Here is a 15,543-nt window from a genome sequence, read left to right as displayed (position 1 = left end):
GGCCTAGGAGACCAGGGCCGCGATCGCGGCGATCACCGATGCGAGCGCCAGCACCAGGGCGATGGCGATCAGCACCGTGTGCACCACGAGGAACGCCGTGGGCTTGCCGGCGGCATCCCGGGCGCGGGGATCCTTCGCGATCCGCGGGTAGAACCGGGGCCACACGACCGCGTTGAAGACGGCGTTGGCGAAGAGCAGGACGATCAGCAGCGGTTCCACCCTCCGAGCCTACGGCGGGGCCCGGGACTCAGGTCGCGCAGACGATGCAGCGCCGTGCCGTCGGCCGGGCTTCCAGGCGCGCGTCGGCGATCGGACGCCCGCACACCTCGCACACCCCGAAGGTCCCGGATGCCACGCGCTCCCGCGCCGCGCGGATCTCGTCGCGCTCGGCGACCGACGCGCGGGCCAGCGCGTCGACCTGCGCCCACTCCCCCGACAGCGTGGAGCCCTCGGGGTCGTGCTCGTCGTCCGCCGTGGCATCCGCCCGGTCGTGTCGGAGGCTCTCCGCGTCGGCCGTCAGATGTCGCAGGCGCCGGTCGACGGCGCGCTCGAGCTCATCGAGCAGGGCCGTGGCGCGGGTGGCATCCATTCCTCGACGCTACTGCGCGGCGGCGACATCGGAACGGGGCTGGATCGCGGAGCGCGCAGCCGCCAGGATCGGCGCATGGCTGACCTCCTCAAGCACTGGACACCGCTGTCGGTCGCGTTCCTCGTGCTGTCGATCCTCGGGCTCGTCGGGACCTGGACCTTCAACGTCTTCGCGATCGTGCAGATGTCCGACTTCCTCGGCGATCTGGTCTCCAGCGGCCCGGCCGTGTCGTCGATCACCGTCGACCTGCTGGTCGTCGCGGTCGCCGGGAGCATCTTCATCCTCGTCGAGGGGCGACGCCAGGGCATGCGGCACGCGTGGCTGTACGTCGTCCTGTCCGGCCTCACCGCCTTCGCGTTCACCTTCCCGCTGTTCCTCGCGATGCGCGAGCGGAAGCGGATCGGCGCTCGCTCCGCTCGCGCAAACGCGTGAGTCGCCAAAAATCGTCGCTTCGAGCAGGGCTCAGGCGACACATCCTGGCGACTCACGCGCTCGGTGCGCGTCAGCGCGCGCGCAAGCCGGCGACGAGCGGCGTGGTCGGACGGCCGATCACGCGGGCCAGAGTGCCGTCGGTCTGCGACAGCGCGCCGCGGGCGATCGCGTCGTCGATGCCGGCGACGAACGCCGCCGTCCCGGCATCCAGGCCCGCCTGCTCGAGTCCCGTCGTGAGCTGCTCCAGCGTCACCGGCTGGTAGACGACCTCGCGGCCGAGCACCTCTGCGGCCGCGGCGGCCAGCTCGTCGTACGTCCAGGCGACGTCGCCGGCGAGCTCCAGAGTCCGGCCGCGGAAGTCGTCCGTGGTGAGGACCACGGCGGCCGCCTCGGCGTAGTCGCGACGGCTGGCGCTCGCGACGCGCGCGTCACCGACCGCGGCGACGATCACGCCGGACTCCGCCGCGCGCGCGACGGAATCGAGGTAGTTCTCCGTGTACCAGTTGTTGCGGAGGATCGTGGCATCCAGGCCCGCCTCGGCGATCGCGCGCTCGGTGGCGAGGTGGTCGGCGCCGAGGGCGTAGTCGATCTCGTCGACGCGCGGCGCGCTCGTGTAGACGAAGCGGTCGATACCGGCGGCGCGCACGGCCTCCACGACGTTGCGGTGTCCCGCGACGCGGTCGACATCGGTCCCCGAGATGAGCAGTACGCCCGTCACACCCTCCAGACCCGCGGTCAGCGTGTCGGGTCGGGCGTAGTCGAACTCGACGACGCGGATGCCGCGCGCGGCGAGGTCGTCGGCCTTGGCGGGGGTGCGGACGCCGGCGACGAGGTCGGATGCCGCGACGCCGCGCGCGAGCAACGCGTCGATCACGAGGCGGCCGAGGTGCCCGGAGGCGGCGGAGACGAGGAGGGTCATGGGAGTGTCCTTTCGGTCGGTACGCCCAAGCCAACGTGGCCGGACCGGACGCATTCCGGAATGCGGGTACCCACTTTCCGGTTAGGTACTCACGTGATGGTGAGTCTTGCGGATCTGCGCGCCGAACGTCCTGACGTTTTCTCGGACGGGTGCCCCACCCGAACCGTGCTCGACCACGTGATGGGCAAGTGGGGAGTCCTCGTCCTCGTCGGCCTCTCGGACGGGACACAGCGGTGGGGCGAACTGCGCCGGAACGTCACCGGCATCAGCGAGAAGATGCTCGCGAGCACTCTGAAGACTCTCGAGGCCGACGGTCTTGTCCGCCGCACCGCGTATCCCGAGGTCCCCCCGCGCGTCGAGTACGCCCTGACCGATCTCGGACACGACCTCATGGAGCGCATGCTGCCGCTGATGGCGTGGGTCGCCGATAACGCGGATGCCATGCTGGACCGGCCGAAGTGACGGCACCCTCGGCCTACGCTCGATTCATGCGATTCCCGCTCCGACTCCCGCGTGAAAGCCTGAGTTTCCGCGCTGCGCGGCGGGGACCGTTCCTGCAGGTCGCGAAATCCGCGGTCGCGATGATCGCCGCCTGGATCGCCGCGGGCGCGCTCGTCCCCGGACCGCCCCCGATCTTCGCAGCGATCGCCGCCGTCCTGGTCGTGCAGCCGAGCATCAATCAGTCCTTCGCCCGCGCCGTCGAGCGCAGCGTCGGCGTGATCGTCGGCGTCGTCATCGCCTCCCTGCTCGGCATCGTGCTCGGGTCCCCCACCTGGGTGATCCTGCTGGCCGGCGCGGTGTCCCTCGGCGTGGCGTGGGCGCTGCGGATGTCACCGGGCGCGACCAACCAGGTGGCGATCAGCGCGGTGCTCGTCCTCGCGCTCGGCACGGCGACCCCGAACTACGCCCTCGACCGCGTGCTGGAGACGGTCATCGGTGCGGTCATCGGCATCCTGGTGAACACCGCCCTCGTCCCCCCGGTCCTCGTCCCCCCGGCGCGCGAGAAGCTCGACGTCCTCGGGCGCGAGCTCGCCGCCGCGCTGGAACGTCTCGCCGATGCCCTCGAGACCCCGCAGAGCCGCGAGTCGCTGGAAGGTCTCCTCCTGGAAGCGCGCCTCCTGCGCCCGGTCCGGGATGCCGCGGCCGAGGCGATCCGCGACGGCGCCGATTCGCTCTCGCTCAACCCGCGCAGTTCCCGCCACCGCGCCGACCTCGCGGAGATGCAGGCGCGCCTCGACCGGTTCACCCCCGTGGTCACGCAGACAGTGGGCATGACGCGGGCGGTGTACGACGGATACACCCCGTCGATCACCGACGATCCTTCGGTGCGCGCGATCGCGGAGCAGTTGCACCGGGCGGCCCACGACGTCCGCCTCGAGTTCTCGCTCGATCCGAGCACCGAGCCGGCGCCGATGGCGGAGGAGCCGGCCCTCACCCGGCCCCTGCAGATCCGCACCCCCTCGACCGAGCACTGGGTGCTGATCGGCTCGCTGCTGATGGATCTCCACCGCATCCACGAGAGCCTGCGGGACGAGCCGGCGTGAACAGCGCGGAGACGGCCCTCGTTGCCCGCAGCGCTGGTTGACTGGTGCCATGGGTACCGCGATGTTCCCGTTGGGAGCCGTCCTCTTCCCGCACACCCCCCTGGCGCTGCGGATCTTCGAGGAGCGCTACCTCGTCATGCTGGGGATGCTGCTGGACGAGGTCGACCCCGAGTTCGGCGTCGTCCTGATCGAGCGCGGTGTCGAGACCGGCGGCGGCGACCAGCGCTTCGCGTTCGGGACGATGGCGCGCCTCAGCCACGTCGTGCCGCAGGCCGGACAGATGTCGATCGTCGCCCGCGGAGCGGAGCGGTTCGAGATCGTCGAGTGGCTCGACGACGCCCCGTATCCCCGGGCCGAGGTGCGTCCGCTTCCCGACCTCGAGTGGAACGACGACCTCGCGCCGCTCCTGGAGGAAGCCGAACGCATCGTACGCCGCGTCCTCGGGCGCGCGCGCGAATTCGGGGTGGCCCGGTGGGACCCCGACGTCGAGCTGTCGGAGGCGCCCCTCGAACGCGCGTGGCAGATCGCCGCGATCGCACCGCTGGGCGAACTCGATCAGATGCAGCTGCTGCGGTCCCCACGATGGGCGGGCTGCTGCGAGCGACGGTGGATCTCACTCTCGCCGCCGAGCCGTTGCTCGGCGACCCCATCCCCGACGGCGTCATCGTGGTCGTGGACGACCCCGATGACGACGCCGAGGACGACGACTGACGCGGCTCAGTTCAGGGCGCGCACCGTGGACGGGATGACGCCCGAGCCGTACAGGTCGATCGCCAGGTCCTGCAGGGCGGTGAGTGCGACCCGCTGCGTCTGCGGTCCGTAGGAGATCCGCGCCACCCCGAGGGCCTCGTACTCGGCGGCGGTCAGCGCGCCGGGCACGCCGATCACACTCACCTTCCGTTCGCCGATGCCCTCGACCAGGCGACGCGTCGCGTCCGCGTCCAGGAGGCCCGGGACGAACACGGTCGTGGCTCCGGCGTCGAGGTACGCGCGGCCGCGGGCGATGGCATCCTCGAGCTTCTCGTCGAGGGGACGGTCGCCGCCCTTCAGAACGGCGTCGGTGCGCGCGTTGAGGACGAAGGGCACGCCCTCGGCCGCACCCGCGGCGACGATCGCCTCGACCGCGGCGACGGAGTCCGCGAGCGGCCGCAGACGGTCCTCGACGTTGGCACCGACGACGCCGACGCCGATCGCGCGGCGCACGGTCTCGCCCGGGTCGCCGTACCCGGCGTCGAGATCGGCGGAGACCGGAACGTCGACGGCCGCGACGATGCGCCCGACCATGTCGAGCATGAGGTCGAGCGGGATGTTCTCGCCGTCCTCGTAGCCGAAGGTCGCGGCGATCGAGTGGCCGGCGGTCGCGAGCGCCCGGGTCTGCGGCAGGTCGGCGATCGCGCGCGCCGAGACGACGTCCCATACGTTGACGACGCGCAGGATCTCGGGGGCGTGGTGAAGAGACGCGAGGGTCTCGGCGCGGGCGGTGAGATCGGTCATGCGGATGCTCCTTCGGAGTCGGATACGAGTGCTTCAGCGATGAGGGTGTCGCCCGCACCGAAGCGGATGAACCGCCCGATGGTTGCCGACTGCACGAGGGTCGCCGCGACGACGGCGGCGACGTCGGCGCGACCTACCTCGCCCTTGCCCTGCGGGGCGGTCGTGATACGACCGGTGGGCGGGTCGAGTGTCAGGGTGCCGGGGCCGAGGATCGTCCAGTCCAGGTCGCTGGCCCGGAGGTGGTCGTCGGCCTGGAGCTTGGCGTCGGCGTAGGCGAAGAACGGATCGTCCTCCGGGATGCCGTGGTCCGGCGTCGAGCCGATCCACGACACCATCACGAACCGGCGCACGCCCGCCTTCGCGGCCGCGTCGACGGCGCGCTGCGCGGCGTCGCGGTCGACCGCGTACGTCCGCTCGGCGGAACCGCCGCCGGCGCCCGCGGACCACACGATGGCGTCCGCGCCGTCGAAGGCGGCGGCCATCTCGTCGACGTCCGCCTTCTCGACATCGAGCACGAGCGGCTGCCCGCCCGCGGCTTCGACGTCGGCGCGGTGGTCGGGGTTGCGCACCACCGACACCGCCTCGTCGCCGCGCTCGGCGAGGAGACCCGCCAGGTGCAGGGCGACCTTGCCGTGTCCACCGATGATCACGATGCGTTCCATGTCACTGTCCTCCGACCTTCTCGACCGACATCTTCAGGATCACGCGGTTCGCGCGATCGGGCGGGGGCTGCTGCCCCGCATTGCCGTAGCGCTGACCCAGGCGCACGTAGAACGCCCCCTCGGGATCGGGGACCTCGTCCACCAACCGTCCGCGCACCTCGATGTAGCGGTACGGCTGGTCGGGGTCGAAGACCATGAAGCTCATCGACGGATTGGCCTGCAGGTTGCGGTATTTCTGCCGGGTCGTCGTGTGGGTGAAGAGCACGTGCTCGCCGTCGAACTCGAACCACATGGGGTTGACCTGCACCGATCCGTCGGGACGGACGGTGCCCAGGGCGCCGTAGTTCGGATTCTCGAGCAGGTCACGAAGCGCATCGGGGATCATGCGTGTCCTCTCATCGGGTTCCAGCGGCGAGCCTACGCACCGCCGCCGACACGGATGCCGGGCTTGACGGCTCAGGCGACGTCGCCGTCGACGTACACCCAGCGGCCCCCGCGCCGGACGAATCTGCTCCGCTCCGACAGCACGCCCCGCTCGCCCCGGCGCCGCCACGATGCCGCGAACGCCACCGTCGCGGCATCCCCGTCCTCGACGGCCTCGTCGATCACGAGCCCCTCCCAGACCGTGTCGTCGAGGTCGATGTCCTCCGGACGGGTACGGGGATGCCACGTCCGCACGAGGTGATCGGCGTCGCCGACCGCGAACGCGGTGTAGCGCGACCGCATAAGCCGTTCCGCCGAGGGCGCCGCGACGCCGTCGAGGAGCGGACCGCAGCACTCGCCGAACGCCGCGCGCCCGCACGGGCACGGAGCGGAGGCGGAGGGGCGGAGGGGCCGGGCACCGAAAGACACCCCGACACTCTAGATTCTCGGGCGTCCTCACTAGCCTGGGCACATGGCATCCCGTCCGGAAAAACTGCTCCTGCTCGACACCGCGTCGCTGTACTTCCGTGCGTTCTACGGCGTGCCCGACAAGGTCAAGGCCGACGACGGCACGTCCGTCAACGCCGCGCGGGGACTCCTCGACATCATCGCGAAGCTCGTCACCACGTACGAACCGACGCGGCTGGTGGCCTGCTGGGACGACGACTGGCGACCGGGGTGGCGGGTCGATCTCCTCCCGACCTACAAAGCCCACCGGGTCGTGGAGACCGTCGAGGGCGGCCCCGACGTCGAGGAGGTCCCGGCGGCGTTGACCGCACAGATCCCCCTCATCCGCGAGACCCTCGAGACACTCGGCCTCGCGATCGTCGGAGCCCCCGAGCACGAGGCCGACGACGTCATCGGCACGCTCGCCACACGCGCCGACGTGCCCGTCGACATCGTCACCGGCGATCGCGACCTCTTCCAGCTCGTCGACGACGACCGTGGCATCCGGGTGGTCTACACGGCCCGGGGAATGAGCAACCTCGAGATCATCGACGACGCGGCCGTACAGGCCCGATACGGCATCCGCGCGGCTCAGTACGCCGACTTCGCGGCGCTGCGCGGCGACCCCTCCGACGGCCTGCCCGGCGTGCCGGGGATCGGCGAGAAGTCCGCGGCCGCGCTCCTGGCCGCGGCGGGCGACCTCGACGCCATCCGCTCCGCCGCCGCGGAAGGGACGGCCGGCTCCCCCGCGCAGCGGGCCAAGATCCTCGCCGCCGCGGACTACCTCGACGTCGCGCCGACCGTCGTCGGAGTCGTCCGCGACCTCGATCTCGCGCCCGCCGACGACCGCATCGCGGTGGACGACGGCCGGGCGGAAGCCGCCACCGCGCTCGCCGCGCGCTGGAACCTCGGCACGTCGATGACCCGGGCACTGGCCGCCCTGCGCGGCTGAGCGCGGCTCAGCGGTCGCGGGCGAGCCACTCCCGCAGCCGGGGCAGGGGCCACGTCGTGATGATCCGCTCGGCCGGGACCCCCGCCGCCTCCGCGCGGACCGCGCCGTAGTCGAGCAGCGACAGCTGACCCGGAGCGTGCGCATCCGAGTCGATCGAGAACAGGCATCCCTCCGACAGCGCCAGCGCGAGCAGGTCGTCGGGCGGGTCCTGACGTTCGGGACGCGAATTGATCTCGACCGCCACACCGGATGCCGCGCACGCCGCGAACACCTCCCGCGCGTCGAACTCCGACGGCGGCCGGGTCCCGCGCGCTCCCTCGACGAGGCGCCCCGTGACGTGGCCGAGAACATCGACGCGCGGGTCACTGACCGCCGCCACCAGCCGGCGCGTCATCGGGCCGGCCTCCATCCGCAGCTTCGAGTGCACGGATGCCACGACCACATCGAGTTCGCGCAGGAGAGCGTCCTCCTGGTCGAGGGCACCGTCGTCCAGGATGTCGACCTCGATACCGGTCAGGAGCGTGAACCCGTCGCCGGAGACCCCGCGGACGACCTCGATCTGCGAGCGGAGCCGCTCGGGCGACAGACCGTTCGCCACCGTCAGCCGCGGCGAGTGGTCGGTGAGGGCCAGGTACTCGTGACCGAGCCGCCGCGCCGCCTCGACCATCGGCTCGATCGGTGTCAGGCCGTCGGACCAGTCGCTGTGGCTGTGCAGGTCGCCCCGGAGCGCCGACCGCAGTTCTCCCCCACCGCCGAGGCCCGCCTCCGCGCGGAGCGTCGCCAACCGCTCCGGCACACCGCCGTCCAGCGCTTCCCGGATCACCGCGAACGTGGAGTCGCCGATTCCCGGACGCCGCCGCAGCCCGGGATCGCGCAACTCCTCGTCGCTCAGTCCCTCGATGGCCGCGGCCGCCGTGCGGAACGCCTTCGACTTGTAGCGCGACGACCTCTCCCGCTCGAGCAGATACGCGATCTCGGTGAGCGCGTCGAGCGGGTGCATGCTCAGCCCGCCAGCTCGCGGGTCGCGGCGACCCAGTCGTCGAGCTTCGCGAGCGCGCGGCCGTCGTCGACCGCGGCGGACGCGTCCGACATCGCCTCGGCGAGACGCTCGAGGATCGGACGCTGCACCTCGGCGGCATCCTGGAACAACCGGTACGACACGAGCCCCGCGGCCGCGTTCAGCAGCACGATGTCGCGGACCGGGCCGGTCTCGCCGGCGAGCGTGCGCCGCACGACCTCGGCGTTGTGGTCGGGCGAACCGCCGAGGAGGTCGTCGATGTCGGCGAGGGGGATGCCGAGATCCCGCGGATCCAGATCGTGCTCGTGCACGTCTCCGCGGCTGATCTCCCACACACGGCTGCGCCCGGTGGTCGTCAGCTCGTCGAGGCCGTCGTCGCCGCGGAACACCAGCGCCGTCGCGCCGCGCGTGCGGAAGACGCCGGTGATGAGGGGGACGCGGTCCAGATGCGCGACACCGACCGCGTTGGCTTCGGCGCGTGCGGGGTTGCAGAGCGGACCGAGGAAGTTGAACACCGTCGGCACACCGAGCTCCGAGCGCGTCGCCGCGGCGTGGCGGAAGCCCGGGTGAAAAGCGGCGGCGAAGGCGAAGGTGATCCCGGTGCGTTCCAGCGTCGCGGCGACCGCCTCGGGATCGAGCGTCAGAGCGATCCCCAGAGCGGAGAGCACGTCGGAGGAGCCGGATGCCGAGCTCGCGGCCCGGTTGCCGTGCTTGACCACGGGGACCCCGGATGCCGCCGCCACCACGGCCGCCATCGTGGAGATGTTGACCGTGCCGAAACGGTCGCCGCCGGTGCCGACGATGTCGAGGACCTCCGCGCGCACGGGGAGCGGAACCGCCGCCTCGAGGATGGCGTCGCGGAAGCCGACGATCTCCTCGACCGTCTCGCCCTTCGCGCGCAACGCGACGAGGAATGCGGCCAGCTGCGAGGGCGTGGCCTCCCCCGCCATGACGCGCCGCATCGCCCACGTCGACTCCGAGACACTGAGGTCGCGGCCCTGCAGCAGGGTGGTGAGCAGATCGGGCCAGGTGAAGCGTTCCGCCATGCCACGATCCTTCCACACGCGGCGTGTCGGGCGAGGTCGTTCGAAGCCGGGCGGGAACCCGTTCCGCACCGGGGATTCCTTGCGGATTCTTAGGCTTCCCTAAGTCTCGATGATGGAATATCTCAGGCTGGAGATGGGAATATCGCTGCGTCGGATCGCGCATAATGGGATGGTGACGACACCAGCGACGTATTCCCAGGCCGTGCGCGCCGTGAAGCGACCCGATCCGGTCGCCGTCGGCACCATCGTGTGGCTGGGCAGCGAGGTCATGTTCTTCGCGGGCCTGTTCGCGATCTACTTCACACTGCGCAGCACGTCCGCGCCCCTGTGGGCCGAAGAGACGCAGTTGCTCAACGTCCCCTTCGCTGCCGTGAACACGTTCATCCTCGTGATGTCCTCGGTCACGTGCCAGATGGGCGTGTTCGCCGCCGAGCGGTACCAGCCGTACACGGTCAAGTCGAACAGCTTCTGGAAGCGCTGGGGAATGGTGGAGTGGTTCTACCTCACCTTCATCCTCGGCGCGGTCTTCGTGTCCGGCCAGGTGTGGGAGTACGCGACGCTGGTGACCGAAGGCATGCCGATCAGCGCCAACCCCTACGCCTCGGCCTTCTACCTGACCACCGGCTTCCACGCCCTGCACGTGACGGGTGGCCTCATCGCCTTCCTCCTCGTGATCGGCCGCGCGTACGCCGTGAAGAACTTCGGTCGCAAAGAGATGACCACCTCGATCGTCGTGTCGTACTACTGGCACTTCGTCGACGTCGTCTGGATCGCGCTGTTCTTCGTCATCTACTTCCTGAAGTAAGAGAGCTGTACCTCACATGGCACGAGAGAAGAAGCCGCGTCGCTCGAACGGACGCCGCAGCCCCCTGGCCGCCGCCGCGCTGATCGGAATCGGTCTGCTGCTGACGGGTGGCATCTACGCCGGCGCGTCGGCCGCGATGGCCGCCACCGACACCCCCACGAGCGCGTCCAACTCGGCCAGCACGGTCGAGGAGGGCAAGAAGCTCTTCCAGGCCAACTGCGCCACCTGCCACGGGCTCGACCTCGAGGGCAGCCAGCAGGGCCCGTCGCTGTTCGGCGTCGGCGAGCTCGCGGTGCACTTCCAGGTGTCGACCGGCCGCATGCCGCTGCAGGCGCAGGGTCCGCAGGCTCCGGTCAAGCCGGTGCAGTTCACCGAGGAGCAGGTCAACGCGATCGCCGCCTACGTGCAGTCCGCGGCCCCCGGCCCCACCTACCCGTCCGACGAGATCCTCGACGGCCAGGGCGACGTGTCGCACGGTGCCGAGCTCTTCCGCATCAACTGCGCCATGTGCCACAACGTGGCCGGCGCCGGCGGCGCGCTCACCGAGGGCAAGTGGGCCCCCGACCTGCACACGGTCACTCCGCTCAACATGTATGCGGCGATGGTCACGGGCCCGCAGAACATGCCGGTCTTCAACGACCTCAATCTGACCCCCGAAGACAAGCGCGACGTCATCTCGTACCTGATGTTCCTTCAGAAGTCCGAGTCCCCCGGCGGCTTCGCGCTCGGATCGCTCGGTCCGGTCTCGGAGGGTCTGTTCATCTGGATCTTCGGCATCGGAGCGCTCATCGCGCTCACCGTGTGGATCACGGCGAAGTCCAACTGATCGTCGTCATCGACATTACGTAACGTACGAGGAGCACCATGGCACACGAGGAAGACGCACTCGAGCACGAGAGGGCTTCATGGAAGCCCGGCTCCGGGCTCGCCGTCGCGGTTCCCGACCCCGTGCAGAACCCCGGTCTCCCGGGGCACCGCCAGCGCATGACCGATCAGGACCCGCAGGCGATGAAGCGTGCGGTACGCACGGTCTACACGCTGTTCTACTTCTCCGTCGCGGCGAGCATCTGGGCGAGCATCGCCTACATGATCTTCCCGATCGAGTCGGGCGCCCTGGTCGACATCCGGAACAACAACCTGTTCATCGGTCTGGGCATCGCCTTCGCGCTGCTCGCGATCGGCATCGGCGCCATCCACTGGTCGAAGGCCGTCATGTCCGACAAGGAGCACATCGAAGACCGCCACGCGACCCGTGGCCGCGACGCCACCCGTGAGGGTGCGGTCAACGTCTTCGTCGAGGCCGAGAAGGACTCCGGTTTCGGCCGTCGCGAGATCATCCGCAACTCGATGTTCGCGGCGCTCCTCGCCTCGGTCATCCCCGGTATCACGCTGTTCCGCGGCCTCGCTCCGCAGGATGCCGATCCGGTGAAGCTGCTCAGCCACACGATGTGGAAGGGCGGCATGCGCCTCGCGCACGACCCGTCGGGCCGTCCGATCCGCGCCGCCGACGTCACGCTCGGCTCGGCCTTCCACGTCATTCCGGAAGAGCTCGCCGGAGTCGGCCACGACGAGGGCTACCTCGAAGAGAAGGCCAAGGCCATCGTTCTCCTGATGCGTCTGCAGCCCGAGTCGCTCAACCCCGAGACCAACCGCCTGGACTGGACGTACGACGGCATCGTCGCCTACTCCAAGGTCTGCACGCACGTCGGCTGCCCCGTCGCGCTCTACGAGCAGCAGACCCACCACCTCCTGTGCCCCTGCCACCAGTCGCAGTTCGACGTCGCCAACGGAGCGGCCGTCATCTTCGGCCCGGCTGCCCGTCCCCTGCCGCAGCTCCCCATCACCGTCGACGCCGAGGGTTACCTCGTCGCACAGAGTGACTTTGAAGAGCCCGTCGGCCCCAGCTTCTGGGAGCGCTCATGAGCACCGCCACCCACCCCGCGGAGAACATCACCACCGAACCGGCGGTCTACTCGGGTCCGCCCAAGGCAGACCTGCAGGGCAAGCCCCTCGGTGGCCGCTTCGTCGGCGCCGCGGCGAACTACCTCGACGAGCGCACCAGCATCTCGGGCATCGTCAAGGAGCTCGGTCGCAAGATCTTCCCCGACCACTGGTCGTTCATGCTCGGTGAGATCGCTCTGTGGAGCTTCGTCGTCGTCCTGCTGTCGGGAACGTTCCTGACGTTCTTCTTCCAGGCCTCCATGGTCGAGACGCACTACAACGGTGCGTACGAGCCCATGCGCGGCATCGCGATGTCCGCCGCCATGGAGTCGGCGCTGCACATCTCGTTCGACCTCCGCGGTGGCCTGCTCGTCCGTCAGATCCACCACTGGGCGGCTCTGGTGTTCGTGGCCGGCATCGGCGTGCACATGCTCCGCGTGTTCTTCACCGGCGCGTTCCGCAAGCCGCGCGAGCTCAACTGGGTGGTCGGCTTCATCCTGTTCATCCTCGCCATGGCCGAGGGATTCACCGGATACTCGCTCCCCGACGACCTGCTCTCGGGCAACGGTCTGCGCATCATCGACGGCATGATCAAGGGTCTGCCCGTGATCGGCACGTGGACCTCGTTCCTCCTCTTCGGTGGCGAGTTCCCCGGTACCGCGATCGTCGGCCGTCTGTACACGCTGCACATCCTGCTGCTCCCGGCGATCCTCGTCGCGCTGCTCGCCGTGCACCTGATGCTCATGATCATCAACAAGCACACGCAGTTCGCCGGCCCCGCCCGAACGAACAGCAACGTCGTGGGCTACCCGATCCTGCCCGTGTACGCGTCCAAGATGGGCGGGTTCTTCTTCATCACGTTCGGTGTGATCGTCCTGATCGCGGCGCTCGTGACGATCAACCCCATCTGGAACTACGGCCCCTACGACCCGTCGCCGGTGTCGGCCGGTACTCAGCCCGACTGGTACATCGGCTTCGCCGACGGAATGCTGCGCCTCATCCCGCCGCACCTCGAGTTCGTGCTCTGGGACCGCACCTGGTCGTGGAACATCATCATCCCGGTGGGCGTCCTCGGTCTGTTCATCGTCCTCGTCCTGATCTACCCCTTCATCGAGGCGTGGATCACCGGCGACAAGCGCGAGCACCACATCGCCCAGCGTCCCCGGAACGCCGCCACCCGGACCGCCATCGGCGCCGCCGGTGTGACGTTCTACGCGGTCATGTGGGCCGCGGCATCGTCCGACATCATGGCGACGCACTTCCACCTCACGATGGAAGGTGTCATCCACGCCCTGCAGGCGCTGCTGATCCTCGGACCGATCGTCGCCTACTTCGTCACGAAGCGCGTCTGCATCGCGCTGCAGAAGAAGGATCGCGAGATCGCGCTGCACGGGTACGAGTCGGGTCGCATCGTCCGCCTTCCCGGCGGCGAGTACATCGAGGTGCACCAGCCCGTCGACGAGTACGAGCGCTGGAAGCTGGTCGACAACGAGACCTACGAGCCCCTGGTGGTGCGCCCCAACGCCAAGGGTCAGATCTCGGCTCTGCAGAACTTCCGCGCCTCCGTGTCGCGCTGGTTCTTCGAGGATCGGCTCACCCCGCTCACGCAAGCTGAGCTCGATGCCGCGGTGGCCCACCAGCACCACGAGCTCGATCACATCGATCACGAAGAGGCCGACGAGATCGCCGGCGCCGATGCTCGTGCCGACGCCGAGGGTCGCCCTCACAACGCGGTCGGTGAGCGTGTCGAGGTCGAGTTCCCCGCCCCGAAGGGTCTCGGCCCGGACGGCGACAAGAGCGCGTAGTCAGTCCACGAAACCCCGGTGCCTCGGCACCGGGGTTTCGTCGTTTCATCGGGGCGCTCACGGGCACGGTGGAGTGGCAGGAAGCGATCGACGTCTGGCATCCCTCCCCCTCTCCCCCGAGCGCACCCGGGATCTAGCGTGGGGGCATGACCGACGCGCAAACCTACTTCTCGAACCGGCTGGCGTTCGAGACCGATCCCTCCGATGTGTACGCCGCGCAGAAGGCGGGAGACGCGTTCGTCCTCGTCGACGTGCGCGGAGACGAGGCGTGGGCGCAGGGACGCATCACCGGCGCGATCCACATGCCGCACCGGGACATCGCCGAGCGTGCGCCCATCGAACTCGACCGTGGCGTGCCCGTGGTCGTGTACTGCTGGAGCCCGGGCTGCAACGCCGGGCAGAAGGGGGCGCTCGAGTTCGCCCGCCTCGGCTACGCGGTCCGCGAGATGATCGGCGGGTACGAGTACTGGGTGCGCGAGGGCCAGCCGTTCGAGAACGACGGAGGAGCGCTCGAGCGGGTCTTCGATCCCACCGTCATGGTCGTCCGCGGCGGACACAGGCCCGCCTGAAGCCCGGGCCGGTTGTCCGCCGCCCGGGTGGACCCGCGGCCGTCGCCCCGCGTCAGGGCATTCGTGACCGTCGCCGGGTCGGGAAATCCGCGGCCGTAGCCGGGTCAGGCGGTCTCGATGTCTTCGGTGAACCAGCGCGCCGCCGACCCGAAGAAGACCGGTTCGCTCGGCGGGACGTCGTCGTCGACAACGTCGCACACCACGACCGTGACGTTGTCACGCGTACCTGCCTCGAGCGCCAGCGCGACCGCCGACGCCGCCGCAGAACGGGGATCTTCGGCACCGGCGATGAGGTGAGCCACGTCGGCCTCCGGCACGTAGTCGGTGAGTCCGTCGCTGCAGAGCACCCATCGGTCGCCCGGTCGCGGCGCGTGAGACGCCACCGACACCACGTCGCCTTCCGAGCCCCCGAGCGACGCCGTGATGATGTTGCGACGTGGATGCGCCGCAGCCGCCTCCGGCGAGATGATGCCGTGGTCGACGAGCGCCTGCACGTAGGAGTCGTCGCGCGTCTGACGCGTGAACTCGCCGTCCCGGAGCAGATACGCGCGGGAGTCACCGGTGTGGGCGAGCAGCAGTTCGGACTCGACGCCGAGGAAGACGCCGGTGAAGGTCGTGGCCATCCCCTGGAGGGCCGGGTCGCGCTCCACGTGGGCGCGGATGTCCCAGTTGGCCTCGCGGATGCGGACGAGCAGACCGTCGGCGTCGAGACCGGTGCCGCGGGTGGCCACGAGACGGTGGACCAGCGCCGCCGAAGCGAGATCGCCGGAAGGACCGCCCCCGACGCCGTCGGCCACCGCCGCACCCCAAGATGCCGCGAAAGCGGCGTCCTGATTGGTGGGACGGTGGGCGCCGGCGTCGGAGACGGCCGCGGTGTTCAACCGGAGGGGCACGAGA

20 protein-coding genes are annotated in these 15,543 nt (G+C 69.9%); 10 read left to right on the top strand and 10 right to left on the bottom strand.

Annotated features, from left to right (window positions below; all coding sequences use genetic code 11):
• Nucleotides 1–3 precede the first annotated feature (3 nt).
• Complete coding sequence (locus CSIV_RS02875; protein ID WP_077049926.1) at nt 4–219, bottom strand: SCO4848 family membrane protein; 216 nt, start codon at nt 217–219, stop codon at nt 4–6.
• Between the two features lie 28 nt (nt 220–247).
• Entirely contained in the window at nt 248–589 is a 342-nt protein-coding gene (locus tag CSIV_RS02870; RefSeq protein WP_077049925.1) for a TraR/DksA family transcriptional regulator, read from the bottom strand.
• 75 nt (nt 590–664) lie between these two features.
• On the opposite strand from CSIV_RS02870, the gene CSIV_RS02865 reads away from it, so the two are divergent.
• Nucleotides 665–1,021, top strand: coding sequence for a DUF2834 domain-containing protein (locus CSIV_RS02865; RefSeq protein ID WP_077049924.1), 357 nt, complete (start codon nt 665–667; stop codon nt 1,019–1,021).
• Between the two features lie 70 nt (nt 1,022–1,091).
• Here the strand turns inward: CSIV_RS02865 and CSIV_RS02860 are convergent, their stop codons facing one another.
• On the bottom strand, nt 1,092–1,940 hold the full coding sequence (locus tag CSIV_RS02860; RefSeq protein WP_077049923.1) for an SDR family oxidoreductase: 849 nt from the start codon (nt 1,938–1,940) through the stop codon (nt 1,092–1,094).
• Between the two features lie 93 nt (nt 1,941–2,033).
• Between CSIV_RS02860 and CSIV_RS02855 the strand changes: the two genes are divergently transcribed.
• The 3 genes from CSIV_RS02855 to CSIV_RS02845 are packed head-to-tail and all read left to right on the top strand — an operon-like array spanning nt 2,034 to nt 4,307.
• The gene (locus CSIV_RS02855) at nt 2,034–2,402 is read left to right on the top strand and encodes a winged helix-turn-helix transcriptional regulator (protein ID WP_077049922.1); all 369 of its coding nucleotides are present in this window, start codon (nt 2,034–2,036) and stop codon (nt 2,400–2,402) included.
• A 26-nt stretch (nt 2,403–2,428) separates the two neighbouring features.
• Nucleotides 2,429–3,484 carry an FUSC family protein gene (locus CSIV_RS02850; RefSeq protein ID WP_077049921.1) on the top strand — a complete coding sequence of 352 codons (1,056 nt, stop codon included), beginning with the start codon at nt 2,429–2,431 and terminating at the stop codon, nt 3,482–3,484.
• A 49-nt stretch (nt 3,485–3,533) separates the two neighbouring features.
• A complete protein-coding gene (locus CSIV_RS02845) occupies nt 3,534–4,307 on the top strand; it encodes an LON peptidase substrate-binding domain-containing protein (protein WP_337192112.1) in 774 nt (257 codons plus the stop codon).
• Here the strand turns inward: CSIV_RS02845 and CSIV_RS02840 are convergent.
• The 4 genes from CSIV_RS02840 to CSIV_RS02825 form a co-directional block, all read right to left on the bottom strand.
• The gene (locus CSIV_RS02840) at nt 4,202–4,978 is read right to left on the bottom strand and encodes an isocitrate lyase/PEP mutase family protein (RefSeq protein ID WP_077049920.1); all 777 of its coding nucleotides are present in this window, start codon (nt 4,976–4,978) and stop codon (nt 4,202–4,204) included. The genes CSIV_RS02845 and CSIV_RS02840 overlap by 106 nt on opposite strands.
• Complete coding sequence (locus tag CSIV_RS02835) at nt 4,975–5,640, bottom strand: SDR family oxidoreductase (protein WP_077049919.1); 666 nt, start codon at nt 5,638–5,640, stop codon at nt 4,975–4,977. The genes CSIV_RS02840 and CSIV_RS02835 overlap by 4 nt, the downstream gene beginning before the upstream one ends.
• A gap of 1 nt (nt 5,641) precedes the next feature.
• Nucleotides 5,642–6,025 (bottom strand): PPOX class F420-dependent oxidoreductase, encoded by a 384-nt coding sequence (locus tag CSIV_RS02830; RefSeq protein WP_077049918.1) that lies wholly within the window; start codon nt 6,023–6,025, stop codon nt 5,642–5,644.
• Between the two features lie 71 nt (nt 6,026–6,096).
• Nucleotides 6,097–6,492: a YchJ family protein gene (locus tag CSIV_RS02825; RefSeq protein WP_077049917.1), complete on the bottom strand. Its 396-nt coding sequence runs from the start codon at nt 6,490–6,492 to the stop codon at nt 6,097–6,099.
• Between the two features lie 43 nt (nt 6,493–6,535).
• Here CSIV_RS02825 and CSIV_RS02820 point away from each other — a divergent pair, with 43 nt between their 5' ends.
• Nucleotides 6,536–7,462: a 5'-3' exonuclease gene (locus tag CSIV_RS02820; protein WP_077049916.1), complete on the top strand. Its 927-nt coding sequence runs from the start codon at nt 6,536–6,538 to the stop codon at nt 7,460–7,462.
• A 7-nt stretch (nt 7,463–7,469) separates the two neighbouring features.
• Here CSIV_RS02820 and CSIV_RS02815 read toward each other — a convergent pair whose 3' ends face one another.
• Both CSIV_RS02815 and trpD read right to left on the bottom strand, forming a co-directional pair.
• On the bottom strand, nt 7,470–8,462 hold the full coding sequence (locus tag CSIV_RS02815; RefSeq protein WP_077049915.1) for a PHP domain-containing protein: 993 nt from the start codon (nt 8,460–8,462) through the stop codon (nt 7,470–7,472).
• Between the two features lie 2 nt (nt 8,463–8,464).
• Entirely contained in the window at nt 8,465–9,526 is a 1,062-nt protein-coding gene (gene trpD / locus CSIV_RS02810) for an anthranilate phosphoribosyltransferase (RefSeq protein ID WP_077049914.1), read from the bottom strand.
• A 169-nt stretch (nt 9,527–9,695) separates the two neighbouring features.
• Between trpD and ctaE the strand changes: the two genes are divergently transcribed.
• From ctaE to CSIV_RS02785, 5 genes are all read left to right on the top strand, one after another.
• A complete protein-coding gene (ctaE, locus tag CSIV_RS02805; protein WP_077049913.1) occupies nt 9,696–10,331 on the top strand; it encodes an aa3-type cytochrome oxidase subunit III in 636 nt (211 codons plus the stop codon).
• Nucleotides 10,332–10,347: 16 nt separating this feature from the next.
• Nucleotides 10,348–11,157: a cytochrome bc1 complex diheme cytochrome c subunit gene (gene qcrC, locus CSIV_RS02800; RefSeq protein ID WP_077049912.1), complete on the top strand. Its 810-nt coding sequence runs from the start codon at nt 10,348–10,350 to the stop codon at nt 11,155–11,157.
• Nucleotides 11,158–11,195: 38 nt separating this feature from the next.
• Nucleotides 11,196–12,254 carry a cytochrome bc1 complex Rieske iron-sulfur subunit gene (gene qcrA, locus CSIV_RS02795; RefSeq protein WP_077049911.1) on the top strand — a complete coding sequence of 353 codons (1,059 nt, stop codon included), beginning with the start codon at nt 11,196–11,198 and terminating at the stop codon, nt 12,252–12,254.
• Entirely contained in the window at nt 12,251–14,077 is a 1,827-nt protein-coding gene (gene qcrB, locus CSIV_RS02790; protein ID WP_077049910.1) for a cytochrome bc1 complex cytochrome b subunit, read from the top strand. Before qcrA ends, qcrB begins: the two co-directional genes overlap by 4 nt.
• 146 nt (nt 14,078–14,223) lie before the next feature.
• Nucleotides 14,224–14,646: a rhodanese-like domain-containing protein gene (locus CSIV_RS02785; protein ID WP_077049909.1), complete on the top strand. Its 423-nt coding sequence runs from the start codon at nt 14,224–14,226 to the stop codon at nt 14,644–14,646.
• Between the two features lie 104 nt (nt 14,647–14,750).
• On the opposite strand, the gene CSIV_RS02780 is transcribed toward CSIV_RS02785, so the two are convergent.
• Nucleotides 14,751–15,539, bottom strand: coding sequence for a PP2C family protein-serine/threonine phosphatase (locus tag CSIV_RS02780; RefSeq protein ID WP_077049908.1), 789 nt, complete (start codon nt 15,537–15,539; stop codon nt 14,751–14,753).
• Nucleotides 15,540–15,543 lie beyond the last annotated feature (4 nt).

This window comes from Microbacterium sp. CSI-V, assembly GCF_001984105.1.
In the GTDB taxonomy this organism is placed as follows: Bacteria; Actinomycetota; Actinomycetes; order Actinomycetales; family Microbacteriaceae; genus Microbacterium.
This window is presented reverse-complemented; position numbering and strand designations above follow the sequence as displayed.

What these genes read in the sequence shown, in the direction of transcription:
- CSIV_RS02870 (WP_077049925.1), bottom strand. Translation starts at nt 589, where the DNA reads ATGGATGCCACCCGCGCCACGGCCCTGCTCGATGAGCTCGAGCGCGCC.
- CSIV_RS02865 (WP_077049924.1), top strand. Translation starts at nt 665, where the DNA reads ATGGCTGACCTCCTCAAGCACTGGACACCGCTGTCGGTCGCGTTCCTC.
- CSIV_RS02860 (WP_077049923.1), bottom strand. Translation starts at nt 1,940, where the DNA reads ATGACCCTCCTCGTCTCCGCCGCCTCCGGGCACCTCGGCCGCCTCGTG.
- CSIV_RS02850 (WP_077049921.1), top strand. Translation starts at nt 2,429, where the DNA reads ATGCGATTCCCGCTCCGACTCCCGCGTGAAAGCCTGAGTTTCCGCGCT.
- CSIV_RS02845 (WP_337192112.1), top strand. Translation starts at nt 3,534, where the DNA reads ATGGGTACCGCGATGTTCCCGTTGGGAGCCGTCCTCTTCCCGCACACC.
- CSIV_RS02840 (WP_077049920.1), bottom strand. Translation starts at nt 4,978, where the DNA reads ATGACCGATCTCACCGCCCGCGCCGAGACCCTCGCGTCTCTTCACCAC.
- CSIV_RS02835 (WP_077049919.1), bottom strand. Translation starts at nt 5,640, where the DNA reads ATGGAACGCATCGTGATCATCGGTGGACACGGCAAGGTCGCCCTGCAC.
- CSIV_RS02830 (WP_077049918.1), bottom strand. Translation starts at nt 6,025, where the DNA reads ATGATCCCCGATGCGCTTCGTGACCTGCTCGAGAATCCGAACTACGGC.
- CSIV_RS02820 (WP_077049916.1), top strand. Translation starts at nt 6,536, where the DNA reads ATGGCATCCCGTCCGGAAAAACTGCTCCTGCTCGACACCGCGTCGCTG.
- CSIV_RS02815 (WP_077049915.1), bottom strand. Translation starts at nt 8,462, where the DNA reads ATGCACCCGCTCGACGCGCTCACCGAGATCGCGTATCTGCTCGAGCGG.
- trpD (WP_077049914.1), bottom strand. Translation starts at nt 9,526, where the DNA reads ATGGCGGAACGCTTCACCTGGCCCGATCTGCTCACCACCCTGCTGCAG.
- ctaE (WP_077049913.1), top strand. Translation starts at nt 9,696, where the DNA reads ATGGTGACGACACCAGCGACGTATTCCCAGGCCGTGCGCGCCGTGAAG.
- qcrC (WP_077049912.1), top strand. Translation starts at nt 10,348, where the DNA reads ATGGCACGAGAGAAGAAGCCGCGTCGCTCGAACGGACGCCGCAGCCCC.
- qcrA (WP_077049911.1), top strand. Translation starts at nt 11,196, where the DNA reads ATGGCACACGAGGAAGACGCACTCGAGCACGAGAGGGCTTCATGGAAG.
- qcrB (WP_077049910.1), top strand. Translation starts at nt 12,251, where the DNA reads ATGAGCACCGCCACCCACCCCGCGGAGAACATCACCACCGAACCGGCG.
- CSIV_RS02785 (WP_077049909.1), top strand. Translation starts at nt 14,224, where the DNA reads ATGACCGACGCGCAAACCTACTTCTCGAACCGGCTGGCGTTCGAGACC.